Source organism: Clostridium sp. AN503 (assembly GCF_040719375.1).
In the GTDB taxonomy this organism is placed as follows: domain Bacteria; phylum Bacillota; class Clostridia; order Lachnospirales; family Lachnospiraceae; genus Brotaphodocola.
Map to the genome: position 1 here is coordinate 2,223,779 of NZ_JBFDTP010000002.1, position 11,217 is coordinate 2,234,995.

The 11,217-nt window shown below is 53.3% G+C and carries 11 protein-coding genes; 2 read left to right on the plus strand and 9 right to left on the minus strand.

Annotated features, from left to right (window positions below):
• The first annotated feature begins 48 nt into the window (after positions 1-48).
• On the plus strand, positions 49-636 hold the full coding sequence (locus AB1I67_RS17650; RefSeq protein WP_367031311.1) for a biotin transporter BioY: 588 nt from the start codon (positions 49-51) through the stop codon (positions 634-636).
• Between the two features lie 12 nt (positions 637-648).
• Here AB1I67_RS17650 and AB1I67_RS17655 read toward each other — a convergent pair whose 3' ends face one another.
• The gene (locus tag AB1I67_RS17655) at positions 649-1,107 is read right to left on the minus strand and encodes an Lrp/AsnC family transcriptional regulator (protein WP_367031312.1); all 459 of its coding nucleotides are present in this window, start codon (positions 1,105-1,107) and stop codon (positions 649-651) included.
• A gap of 221 nt (positions 1,108-1,328) precedes the next feature.
• Here AB1I67_RS17655 and AB1I67_RS17660 point away from each other — a divergent pair, with 221 nt between their 5' ends.
• The gene (locus AB1I67_RS17660; protein ID WP_367031313.1) at positions 1,329-2,666 is read left to right on the plus strand and encodes an MATE family efflux transporter; all 1,338 of its coding nucleotides are present in this window, start codon (positions 1,329-1,331) and stop codon (positions 2,664-2,666) included.
• Here AB1I67_RS17660 and AB1I67_RS17665 read toward each other — a convergent pair.
• The 8 genes from AB1I67_RS17665 to AB1I67_RS17700 form a co-directional block, all read right to left on the minus strand.
• Positions 2,632-3,051, minus strand: a complete 420-nt coding sequence (locus AB1I67_RS17665; RefSeq protein ID WP_367031315.1) for a MerR family transcriptional regulator — start codon at positions 3,049-3,051, stop codon at positions 2,632-2,634. The two genes, AB1I67_RS17660 and AB1I67_RS17665, sit on opposite strands and share 35 nt — an antisense overlap.
• Before the next feature lie 59 nt (positions 3,052-3,110).
• Positions 3,111-3,527, minus strand: a complete 417-nt coding sequence (locus AB1I67_RS17670) for a YjdF family protein (protein WP_367031317.1) — start codon at positions 3,525-3,527, stop codon at positions 3,111-3,113.
• 231 nt (positions 3,528-3,758) lie between these two features.
• Entirely contained in the window at positions 3,759-4,751 is a 993-nt protein-coding gene (locus AB1I67_RS17675; protein WP_367031319.1) for an alcohol dehydrogenase catalytic domain-containing protein, read from the minus strand.
• 4 nt (positions 4,752-4,755) lie between these two features.
• Positions 4,756-5,805 carry a sugar ABC transporter permease YjfF gene (locus tag AB1I67_RS17680; RefSeq protein WP_367031321.1) on the minus strand — a complete coding sequence of 350 codons (1,050 nt, stop codon included), beginning with the start codon at positions 5,803-5,805 and terminating at the stop codon, positions 4,756-4,758.
• Positions 5,792-6,841: an ABC transporter permease gene (locus AB1I67_RS17685; protein WP_367031322.1), complete on the minus strand. Its 1,050-nt coding sequence runs from the start codon at positions 6,839-6,841 to the stop codon at positions 5,792-5,794. The genes AB1I67_RS17680 and AB1I67_RS17685 overlap by 14 nt, the downstream gene beginning before the upstream one ends.
• Positions 6,842-6,864: 23 nt before the next feature.
• On the minus strand, positions 6,865-8,397 hold the full coding sequence (locus tag AB1I67_RS17690) for a sugar ABC transporter ATP-binding protein (RefSeq protein WP_367031323.1): 1,533 nt from the start codon (positions 8,395-8,397) through the stop codon (positions 6,865-6,867).
• Between the two features lie 24 nt (positions 8,398-8,421).
• Entirely contained in the window at positions 8,422-9,501 is a 1,080-nt protein-coding gene (locus AB1I67_RS17695) for a substrate-binding domain-containing protein (RefSeq protein WP_367031325.1), read from the minus strand.
• Positions 9,502-9,520: 19 nt separating this feature from the next.
• The gene (locus AB1I67_RS17700) at positions 9,521-11,212 is read right to left on the minus strand and encodes an FAD-dependent oxidoreductase (protein WP_367031326.1); all 1,692 of its coding nucleotides are present in this window, start codon (positions 11,210-11,212) and stop codon (positions 9,521-9,523) included.
• Positions 11,213-11,217: the final 5 nt, after the last annotated feature.

Genomic DNA, 11,217 nt, shown 5'->3' on the forward strand with positions numbered 1-11,217 from the left:
TGTTTAAACATACAGTAAGCAAGTCATTACATAAAAGGAGATATTACTATGAGTACAACCTATGCGGATTCATCGAAATGCACCTCCGGCGCCCGGCGCGGTTTTACCACGAAGGAGCTGGTTTTAGGGGGAATGTTTGCCGCACTGCTGGCGGCGATCTCCCAGATATCCCTTCCCATGCCTACCGGCATGCCAATCACCGTCCAGGTGTTCGGCGTTGCCCTGATCGGCGTTGCCCTTGGCTGGCGTCTGGGGCTGCTGGCTGCCGTCACCTATGTCCTGATCGGAGCGGTAGGCCTCCCGGTATTTGCCAATTTCCGCGGCGGCATGGGTTCCCTGGTGGGACTGACCGGCGGCTACATCTGGTCCTGGCCGATCATGGCTGCCCTAAGCGGCATCCGTCCCAAAACCGGCAATCCTAGGCTGAACACCCTGCTTACCGTAGCATTTGCCCTTCTTGGCCTTGCCATAGCCGAAACCATAGGCTGCCTGCAGTGGGCCGCCTTGTCCGGCGACATGTCTGTGGGCGCTGTATTTACCTATGCAATGGTCGCATTCATCCCCAAGGACATTATTCTTACGATCCTTGCGGTGTTTGCCGGGATACCACTGCGGAAAATGCTCTTCAAGATCTGACACCGGGTCCCGTTACAGGCGCAGTCCTTTGATGTCCTTGATACGGGATAATATCATATTGCAGCTGCTGCTGATGACGCCCGGAAGCGGATCTATCACCTCCGCCATCAGGCGCTCCATCTCCTCCCCGGATGCCGCGACCGCATGGACATGCAGTTTGTTCCTGCCGGTTACGCGGTAAATCTGGGTGATGGTCTCATGGCTGCTCAGGATCTCCGTCACCTGTGCAAAGGTTTCCGGGCTTGTCTCAATCTCAAAATAGCAGGACACAGCACCGTTCATCTTCTGAGGATTGATGATGGCGGTGTATTCCTCGATCACACCGCGCTTTTCCAGGGATAAGATCCGCGTCTTGACCGCCACGCGGGAGATCCCCACCTGCTGCCCGATCTCTGAATAAGACATGCGCGCATTCTCTATCAACAACTGGACAATCTTCTGGTCCAGCTCATCCAAACCATCCAAAAACATAAACTCACCCCGTCTTCACTTTTATTTTTTAGTACGCTGACAGGGCGGGATCACGCAGCCCCGGCAGACTGTACATGGCTTTATTATATATGCGCCACATATAAAATGCAATCCGTCTGCTGTACAAAATGCAATCTATTAATTGACATATATTTTTCTAACCCTTATAATACTTACAAAACGAAAGTTTATTATTACGTTAAGAAAGGTATGTGGGGATAATGAAAGGAGATTTAACACAGGGACCGGTGATGAAGACCATGCTGCTTTTTGCCGTGCCCATGATCCTGGGAAATCTTTTACAGCAATGCTACAATGTGGCCGACACACTGATCGTGGGCCGTTTTCTTGGACCGGATGCACTGGCGGCAGTTGGCTCCGCGTTTGCGCTCATGACATTTCTGACTTCCATCCTGCTGGGACTTAGCATGGGCAGCAGCGCTGTCTTTTCCATCCACTTTGGACGGAAAGATTTTGACGGGCTGAAGAACAGTATCTTCACGTCCTTCTTACTGATCGCCGCCATAAACATCCTGCTCAATATCCTGGTCTTTTTATCCATGGATAAGATCCTGGTCTTCTTAAATGTCCCGGAATCCTTACTGGGCATGATGCGGCAGTACCTTGTGGTGATCTTCTGCGGCATCACCGCGGTTTTTCTGTACAACTACTTTGCCTGTCTCCTGCGCGCCCTGGGCAATTCCATCATCCCGCTCTTATTTTTAGCGGTATCGGCCGCGCTGAATATTGCGCTGGACCTCTGGTTTGTGCTGTCGCTCAAACGCGGCGTTGCAGGCGCTGCGGAAGCCACGGTGATCGCCCAGTATGTCTCTGGTATCGGGATCGCCCTGTATGTCTGGGCAAAATGCCCGGAGCTACGCATCCAGAAAAAACACTGCCGGATCACCCGCTCCGGCCTAAAAGAGATCGCCGCTTTTTCTGTATTGACCTGCGTCCAGCAGTCTGTCATGAATCTGGGCATCCTGATGGTGCAGGGACTGGTCAACAGCTTTGGAACCACCGTCATGGCCGCTTTCGCCGCCGCTGTGAAGATCGATTCCTTTGCCTATATGCCGGTGCAGGATTTCGGCAATGCCTTTTCTGCCTTTATCGCACAGAACTACGGCGCAGGCCAAAAAGAACGGATCCGCGCGGGATTCAAAGGCGCCGTCCTGACCTCCGTCGTCTTCTGCCTTTTTATCTCTGCGGTCATCTGGATCTTTGCCCGCCCGCTGATGCTTCTTTTTGTCAACGAAAGGGAGACTGCCATCCTGGCAGAAGGCATCCGCTATCTGCATATTGAAGGGGCGTTCTACTGCGGCATCGGCTGTCTCTTTTTACTGTACGGACTTTACCGGGCGCTGGGAAAACCAGGGATGTCGGTCATCCTCACGGTTGTTTCCCTGGGTACCCGCGTGCTGCTGGCCTATACCCTGTCCTCCATACCGCTTTTCGGCGTGGCAGGCATCTGGTGGTCCGTCCCCATCGGCTGGATCCTGGCGGACATCCTCGGGCTTGCTTATTTCAGGCATCATTACAGGCGCGTTTTTCAGGAGTGATATGGAACTCCCGCTGAAGCTGCTGCTCCTTCGCCGCAAGATCCTGATCATACCGCTCAATCTTATCATTGAGCCGCTCCAGAGACCGCTGCATGTCCTCCATGCGTGCCAAAAGCCGCTCCCGCTGCTCCACCAGCAGCGCTTTGCGGGCATCCAGCGTCTCATCCCCCTTTTGGAAAAGGGCTACATATTCGATCAGGGCTTCGATCTGTACGCCCGCCGCACGCATGCATTTCATCAGTTCGATCCACATGCAGGATGCCTCATCATAATCCCGGATGCCGCTCCTGTTTCGCGGCACGCGGGGGATCAGCCCAATCCGTTCATAATATCGCAGGGTATCCGCAGTCATATCATATTTTTTACTCACTTCAGCTATGGTCATATCTTATTCCTCCTGTCCTGCACTCCGCTCTTTCTGCGCAGATAAAGTTCGGGGCAGGATTACCTGCCCCGATGCTTTTCTTTCTTTTTCTGCTGCTTCAGCTCAAACCGGCGCTGCTTTTCTTCCTCCCGCCTCTCACGGCTGAGAGTCCTGCGCTCTGTCTTTGCCTGCTCCTGCATCAGCTTTAACGCCTGCTGCGACCTGGTGCCGATACCGGTATCCTGTACCTGCCGGTGCACCTCACGCTGCATCCGCTTGGGACTTCGTCCTGCCGCCTTTACAGCCGCCTCCACAGCCGGACTGAACCGCAGATGAACATAGTGTTTCCGAATAAAGTCATACACCTCATAATCCTTCGGCTCCGCACCAAAAGTAACCTTGCAGGCCGTCAGCTTCCCATCTGCCACACGCTCAAACACGCCGATCCAGAATGGGTCCTCAAAAACTACGTTCAATGTCTCCGATACTTTGTCCATAACAATTCCTCCTTAAGAATGTAATGCACAAAGAACGGACGACCAAGGAGGAGGGTTACTTACATTCCGGCAGCGCTCAATCCTGATGGACTGGCGATGCAAAAGAATGCGGCTGGACTACCTACCAGCTCTGCAAGAAGTATTCCTGTGAAATACTCCTGCGTTGTGTTTTTATCTTTGTTCTTCTATTTTAGCATGAACGTGAGGAAAATGCCAGTGGTTATGGATGCATCACAGGACCTGAAACATCACCTTGCAGGCGGACGGCGGAGGTGCAAACCCCTCTTCTCCACGGCTGAGAGGCAACGTATAATTGAGCAGCTTTTCATATCCAAGTCCCCTCCCTACGAGATCCGTAGCGATCTCAAAATCCTGTCGGGTGCAGTTGCGGACAAACTGGATATCAAACTCCCGGAACATACCCTTCTGGAAATTAATAACGGGAGGTACCTTGTACCCTGCCACCACAACGATCCTTCCATTGATCTTTACCACATCCGGCAAAAGATCGGCCACCGGCTGTACTCCCGCGCAGTCATACACATAGTCGGCCCCCATTCCGTCTGTTCTGCTGTAAACCTGCTCTACAATATCCTGCTCCGGGTCAAGCACTTCAAATCCAAGCTCCTCCGCCATAACCCGGCGCAGTAGATTGGGCTCACAGATCATCAGCTTCTCCGCACCGAAGCTGCGCAGAGTGATCGCCGTAGAAAGCCCAATCCCTCCGGCTCCAAACATCAGCACCCGGTCCCCCGGCCGGTATCCCCCTTTCCGCGCCGCATGGACAGAAATGCCCACCGGCTCGATAAATGCCGCCATCTGAGTGTCCACTCCCTCAGGAACCGGACAGATCATCTCATCCGGTACCTGCACATATTCTGCCATCCCGCCGTCTAAATCAATCCCGATCAGCTTCAAAGACTCACAGACATGAAACTGCCCATTCCTGCACCGCTCACAGACACCGCAGGATAAATAGGGAAATGCCGTCACCAGTGTCCCCCTGGCATATTTTGGATTCTCCGATGCAATATAACCAGAAAATTCATGTCCCATGATCAGAGGCGCTTTTGCCCTGGGATGCCTGCCCTTTAAAATTGTCACGTCACTCCCGCAGATCCCGGCATAGGCTACCTGAATCAGCGTCCATCCCTCCCGCGGTTCAATCATGGGAACCTCCCGATAAACCACCCGGTCTGTCCCCTCAAAAACCAATGCTTTCATCTCTCTATAATTCTCCCTTCTCTTCCATCAGGTTTCCGCCCTGGAGCAGCTTTACCGGTTTCATCTTCCGGTTCCGTTTTCTCTGCCAGATAATGAAACGCTGCAGTAAGATAAACGACAGCAGCAGCACTGCAATTGTGATCTTCGACCATCCAGAGGTCAATGTCCCCTGGAATGTGATGATCGTCTGGATGATCCCGGTAGTCAGCACCCCAAACAATGTACCGATCACACTTCCCACACCTCCCGTGGTCAATGTCCCGCCGATCACTGCCGCAGAGACCGCATCCAGATGCAGCGACTGCGCGTGCAGCCCATAGGATGACAGGATATACACTGCAAATACCAGGCTTGCCACAGAGGTTGTAAAGCCTGACACGGCATACACATACATCCTGGTCCGTTTCACGGGAATTCCCAGCATTTTAGCTGAAACCTCATTTCCCCCGATCGCATAGACGTTCCGTCCAAATCTTGTCTTTTTCGTAAGGATATAAAACAGGACCAGCATCACCAGCGACACCAGGACGCCAAAGGTAATATATCCGCCCGGCAGCCTCAGTTTAAAAACAGAAAGCTTAAGGACAGACGGATGGCTGATCACGATCGTGCCTGTGCTGATCATATAACAAGCCCCTCTGGCAAGAAACTGGGTTGCCAGCGTAGCGATAAACGGCTGAAATCCTTTGTACGAGATCAGATACCCATTCAGGAACCCGACCAGCGTCCCCACCAGCAGGACCACAGCTACCACCACCGTCAGAGGAAGGTTCATCACTGTCAGCATGTATGCAGACGCCGTGAAATTAAAAGCGATCAGCGCGCCAACGGAAAGATCGATCCCGCCAGAGACCAGCACCAGAGTTTCTCCGAGGGCTACGATCAGCAGATGGCTGTTATCCATCAGAATATTGCAGATGGTCTGGACCGCAAAAAAGTTTTTATAGCGGAGGCTTCCAAATGTGAAAAATGCAGCAAAGACGATCACAGCAGCCCACAGCGTAATATGTTCCGTGTTAATACTATATTTCCGTAATGTCTTAAACAGCTTCACGCTTATCCCTCCCCCGTTTTAAAACCAGGCTCCAGTCCGTCACCTGGATCAGCCCCACCAAGATCACCACAAGAGCCTTATAAACCAGAATCGTCTCGGACGGTACCCCTTTTGAATAAATCGTCGTAGTCAGTGTCTGAACCAGAATCGCGCCAATAATACTTCCTGCCAGATTGCATCTGCCTCCCTTCATGGAATTACCGCCCAGATTACAGGCCAGGATCGCGTCCAGTTCCAGGTACAGGCCCAAATTGACCGGATCAGCCGCCCGTATCTCAGATGATGTGACAATGCCTGCGATACCCGCCATCACCGCGCTGAACACAAACGCACTCCACACCACCATCCGCGTTTTGATCCCGGAAAATGCAGACGCTGTTTTGTTCAGACCGATCGCAGTCAGATACATCCCATATGCGGTCTTCCTAAGGAGCAGCCATACAAGGCCCCCAAGGACCGCCACCAAAAATATAGAAGCCGGAAGCCCAAGCAGCCACCCGGAACCAATATAATAAAATGGCTTGTAGTAGATCGTAAGGATCTTCCCGCTTGCGATCAATTCTGCGATCCCGCGTCCAGCCACCTGCATCATCAGCGTGGCGATCAATGGCGGTATCCCGATCCGTTCCACCAAAAAGCCATTCCACAGGCCGATCATCGCAGCCACCAGAAGTCCTGCTGCAATGGCTGCCCCCAGCGGGATTCTGGAACCACTCACCGCCCCCGCCTCAAAAGCAAAATCACCGCCGATCAGCGAAGCTGTGAAGACGCCTGTGATCGCCGCGATGGACCCCACAGAAATATCAGTCCCGCCTGTAGCGATCACCATCGTAAGCCCCATAACGGTGATCATAAGCGGAGCGCCCCTCTTTACAATATCGATCAGAGATCCATAGAGATGCCCGTCCCGGATCTGGATACTGAAAAATCCTTTCGTAAAGAACAGGTTAAACAGCAGAAGGCCAAGTAACGCTGCCAGAGCCAGACACTCCGGACGCCGCAGAAAACTTCTCCAAATACTTTGTTTTTGCTTCATTTTCATTCCCCCTTCCCCGTTTTCTAACTGGCGCCGGAAGCCGTACTCTCCGCGATACAGCTTAAGACGCGCTCCTCCGTCACCTGCTCCCCCTCCAGTTCCCCTACAATATGGCGGTCCTTATAAATATAAACCTTGTCAGAACACCGGATCACCTCGCTGATCTCCGAGGAGATAAACACCACTGATTTTCCATCCTCTGCCAGCTTCAGCACAAGATTTAAGATCTCCGCTTTGGCTCCCACGTCAATCCCTCTGGTCGGCTCATCCAAGATAAACAGGTCTGGATCCGTTGCCAGCCACCGGGCAAGCAGTACCTTCTGCTGATTGCCTCCAGACAGATTTCCCACCAACTGGCTGCTTCCGGGCGTAGCAATCCTCAGCTTCTTTATGTACTCATCCGCCAGCTCCCGCTGCCTGCGTTTCGGGATCAAATGAAACATCCCCATTTTCCCCTGAAGCGCCAGGATAATATTGTCCCGCACTGTCATTTCCAGGACCAGGCCTTCCGTCTTTCTGTTTTCCGGACAAAATGCCATGCCATGATGGATGGCGTCCTGAGGCGAAGCATTTCTGGTCTTTTTCGTTCCCAGATAAAAGGTCCCGCTGTCCGCTTTGTCCACGCCAAACAGCAGCCTCGCTGTCTCCGTGCGCCCGGACCCCAAAAGCCCTGCCAGCCCCACAATACTCCCCTTTTCCACAGTCACGTCAAGAGGCGGGATCATGCCCTTTTTCCCCACTCCCTCCATCCTGAAATAAACGGGTGTCTGTTCCTTTTTCCTGTGCTTTTCACTCTCTGCCGTCTCCGTAAACGCTGCCAGCTCCCGTCCCAGCATCTTTTCCACCAGCGACCGGCGGTCAATCTCCTGAATATCATAGGTGCCGATCTTTTGCCCATTGCGTAGCACTGTAATGGTATCCGACAATTCAAAAACCTGCTCGAAGAAATGGCTTATGAAGATGATGCCCATCCCGCGCGCCTGAAGCTTCCGGATCACATCAAACAGATTTGCCACCTCGTTGGCATCCAGGGAGGAGGTCGGTTCATCCAGTACCAGCACCCTGGCCTCCATATCCACTGCGCGTGCTATGGCAACCATTTGCTGTACCGCCACAGAATATTCCTCCAGGTGGGCGTCTACATCAAGTTCCATGTTCAGTCTGGCCATAGCAGCCACTGCGCCCTTTCTCATCCGGCTCCAGGAGATCTGTCCAAACCGGTCCGCCGGCTGACGTCCAATAAAAATATTTTCCGCCACAGACAGGTTGGGACAAAGGTTCACTTCCTGATATACCGTGCTGATCCCGGCCTTCTGCGCCTCCAGCGTAGTTTGCGGAGCGATCTCCTTTCCTTCCAGAAAAATGCTGCCGCCATCCTTGTGCTCATATCCGGTCAGGATCTTGATCAGCGTGGACTTTCCTGCGCCGTTTTCACCGCAGAGAGAGTGGATCTCTCCCTCTCTCAGCGTGAAAGAAACGTTAGAAAGTGCCGTCACTCCGGGGTATTGTTTGCATATATCCTTCATTTCCACAAGCACTTTTCTTTTTTCGTCCATACCTGCCTTCTCCCTTGATCATCATTACCATGTCCGTTTTGGCAGCTCCTCTGCCGCCTGCTCCTGGAACCACACGATATTGTCAAGTACTACCCAGGAGTCCGGAGCCTGGCCTTCCAGGAAATAATTCTGGCAGATCTCCAGAAGCGCCGGCCCGTATCCCAAAGGATTTTCCACAGTGGCATTGTATTTGCCTTCCGCCATAGCTTCAAAGGAACCCCGGGCGCCGTCCACACCCATCAGGAAAATATCCCTGCCCGGTTCCAATCCGGCCTCCTGGATTGCCTGGATCGCCCCCAGCCCCATATCATCACTGTGGGCGAGGACACCCTGGATCTTTACGCCCTCTGCCTCTGCTGACTTTAAGAATGCTTCCATAACCTCTTTGCCCTTGGTCCTGGTCCATTCCGCAGACTGGGAACCGTAGACCACCAGCTTATCCTGTTTGCCGATCGCATTTAAAATACCGGTATTTCTCTCTGTCGCCGCCGATGCCCCCACGGTTCCTTCCAGCACAACAATATTGACCGGGGCCTCCAGTGCCTCACAGCATTGCTCCATAGCCTCCACAAGATATTCCCCGGCTCTGACATTATCTGGTCCCACATAGCAGAGAGAGTAGTCCTCTACGTCACCCGTAGCCATTTCTACCCGGCGTCCAGCCAGAATCACCGGAATCCCTGCCTCCGACGCCTCCATAAGAACAGAATCCCAGCCAGTTGTGACTGTGGGCCGCAAAACGATTAAGTCCACGCCCTGCTGGATATAGCTGCGGACTGCCTTGATCTGGTTTTCCTGGATCGCCTGGGATTCAGAGAACAGCAGTTCAAACTGCGGGCTTTCCTTAAACGAGTCTATAATTTCCGCCGACATGGCAGTAACCCACTCCGTTTCCGTGCCGGTCTGTGAAAAACCGATCACATATTTGTCCTTTCCCGCTTCAGCCGCTGCCGTCCCTGTCGTTTCAGCCCCTGCCGCAGAGCTTCCCGCTGCCCCTGCATCAGGAGCTTTCTCTGCCCCGTTCGCGCCGCATCCCGTTACCATCCCTGCGGTCATCATGAACGCCATCATCATTGCCGTTAACTTTAATACACTTCTCCTCATGATACTCCTCCGTTCTCTCTCATCTTTCGATTTTATTTGTTTTTTGTATGGCCATTTGATCCTGGTCATGGTCCAGCTCAGGATAATCCTCACGGTAATGGCTGCCCCTGCTCTCTTTCCGGGCATCCGCCGCTCTGGCCATCAGTAACCCCGTATTCATCATATGCCACAGACTGACCATCTGGCTGACCGGGAGTTCCCCTGCATATTTACCGTCCAGACATGCTGTTTTCAAGCTGTCCAGATAGTCCATATACCTCCGAAGCCGTTCTTCATTCCTGATGATCAGCAGGCTTTGGTCCGTCTCCGCCTGTATCTGCCTTTTTATGTCCTCAAACGCCGCTCCACCCGGCAAATGGAGACCTTTCCAAAAACTGCGGCGGCGATCCAGACCCGGTATATCCGCCGGATATCCTGTTTTTCTTTTTGCCCGCAATGCACTGTGTTCTCCTGCAATCCTTCCAAACACCTGTGATGCAGCTGACATATTGCCGCCTAAGCGGTCTGCCCCATGAGGTCCGGAGGCAGCTTCGCCTACCGCATAAAGCCCCTCTACCGAGGTCATCCCGTGCTCGTCGATCAGCGCTCCGCCATTGACAGCATGGGCAAAACAGGCAATCTCCAGAGGAGTACGCCCGATATCGATGCCCTTAGCCAGATACCATTGTCTGGTGGTCTCCCACATCAGCGAAAATTGATTGTGGCAGCTCAAGCATTCGCGCATTTCCGGTGTGTCCAGCCGCAGGAACACATTTCCCCGGCTGTTTCCCCGCCCTGCGTTGATCTCCTTCTGTACTGCGATCTCCACATAAGCAGACCGGTCCCGCACACTGAATGGGAAATGTCCTCTTTTATCACGAAGCACTTCCTGCTCCGTAACCCCGTTGGGCAGGTAGTTTTTGAGAAAACGCTCCCCGCTCCCGTTCTCCAGGATGGGAAAACACTCCCACAGGTAATTCTCAAACAGATTAATGAATGGATATGCAACTCCGATCCCCATCTGCACAAATTCCAGGTTTGCCATCTCGGCTCCCGCCTGATATGCCAGGGCGTAGGCATCTCCTGTCACATCATGGGGATACATGTTGTGGGCAAACAGCTGTCCTGCTCCGCCTGCGGCCAGAATGACGCATTTAGCCAGGACAACCACCTCCCGGTTCTCCTGATCAAAGCCATACGCCCCATGGCACCCCTCATGATCCGCCAACAGCTCCGCTACCGTGATCCCGTCCCTGGTCCTGACGCCCAGCCTTGAGGCCTCCCGGCGCAGTACTTCTAACAGGGGACGGAAATGATCCTTCATGACATGTGCTCTGGGCTTACTGGTAAAACAGCTCTGGAAGACCTTATAACTGCCGCCGATACGCTCAAAGACCCTGTCCCCTCCCGGAAGCCCTGTCAGATATTCCAGGGTTTCCGACGCCTGTTCTGCCAGTATCCGGCTCAGCTTCGGAACAGACACCCCAAGAGAGGCGCGGTCGATGTCCTCATAAAAACACTCCGGGCTGTCCCCCTGTCCGGCTTCAGGTGCATTGTACGCCCCTATCTCCGCCACATCATAGTAAGTGGCTCCGCTTTTTCCGCTCTCCCCCTTGCTGACTATCAGGACATCCACCCCCTGTCTGGCTGCGCTGATCGCAGCCGCCAGTCCGGCGCCGCCTCCGCCGATCACCAGGACGTCACAGGTTATCTTCTCATACAATTCTTTCAATCTGA

Coding starts and splice junctions, on each gene's coding strand:
- AB1I67_RS17650 (WP_367031311.1), top strand. CDS start 49: ATGAGTACAACCTATGCGGATTCATCGAAATGCACCTCCGGCGCCCGG.
- AB1I67_RS17655 (WP_367031312.1), bottom strand. CDS start 1,107: ATGTTTTTGGATGGTTTGGATGAGCTGGACCAGAAGATTGTCCAGTTG.
- AB1I67_RS17660 (WP_367031313.1), top strand. CDS start 1,329: ATGAAAGGAGATTTAACACAGGGACCGGTGATGAAGACCATGCTGCTT.
- AB1I67_RS17665 (WP_367031315.1), bottom strand. CDS start 3,051: ATGACCATAGCTGAAGTGAGTAAAAAATATGATATGACTGCGGATACC.
- AB1I67_RS17670 (WP_367031317.1), bottom strand. CDS start 3,527: ATGGACAAAGTATCGGAGACATTGAACGTAGTTTTTGAGGACCCATTC.
- AB1I67_RS17675 (WP_367031319.1), bottom strand. CDS start 4,751: ATGAAAGCATTGGTTTTTGAGGGGACAGACCGGGTGGTTTATCGGGAG.
- AB1I67_RS17685 (WP_367031322.1), bottom strand. CDS start 6,841: ATGAAGCAAAAACAAAGTATTTGGAGAAGTTTTCTGCGGCGTCCGGAG.
- AB1I67_RS17690 (WP_367031323.1), bottom strand. CDS start 8,397: ATGGACGAAAAAAGAAAAGTGCTTGTGGAAATGAAGGATATATGCAAA.
- AB1I67_RS17695 (WP_367031325.1), bottom strand. CDS start 9,501: ATGAGGAGAAGTGTATTAAAGTTAACGGCAATGATGATGGCGTTCATG.